Annotated in this window: 1 protein-coding gene; it reads right to left on the bottom strand. The window is 66.2% G+C overall.

Features of this window, described 5'->3' with window-relative positions:
- A partial coding sequence (locus KVT39_RS36525; protein ID WP_217591433.1) for a hypothetical protein occupies positions 1 to 473 on the bottom strand: 473 nt, incomplete at both ends.

The raw sequence follows: 473 nt of genomic DNA, 5'->3' as shown, positions 1-473 counted from the left end.
GGGCTCGCCCCCGGATACGTTCCGTCGATGCGCATGTAGTTCTCGTCGAAGTCCGCCACGCTCACCGGCGTCGTCACCCGGTACTGGCTCTCCTTGCCTTTCCCGAGCTTCCCCGCCAGTTCCTGCACGTAGTCGACCTTCTCGACTCCGTCGTTCCCGACGTTCCCCACCCGGTGGCCGTTCAGGTAGTAGTAGTTGTGCTTGCGGTCCCCCTGCGCTCCCGTGATCGCCCCGTCCGGGGCAATCGACACCCCCACCAGTTCGTCACGACGCTGCACCTGCCCGCGCAGGTCCGTCCAGTAGCTGAACGCACGCGCCTTGCCCCGTTGGCCGCCCCCGTCGTCGTACACCGACTTCAGGTTCCCGTTCACGTCGTAGTTGTAGTAGCTCGATGCCGGCTTCCACCCCGGCGCGTTCGGGTTCGTGCCCTGCGACACCGCCGTCTTCTGCTTCGCCCCGTCCCACCACTCGTA

The sequence above is a fragment of the Burkholderia sp. GbtcB21 genome, from assembly GCF_019091065.1.
Classification (GTDB): domain Bacteria; phylum Pseudomonadota; class Gammaproteobacteria; order Burkholderiales; family Burkholderiaceae; genus Burkholderia; species Burkholderia pyrrocinia_C.
Note: the sequence above shows the minus strand (reverse complement) of the source record. Positions and strands in the feature narration are given on the sequence as shown.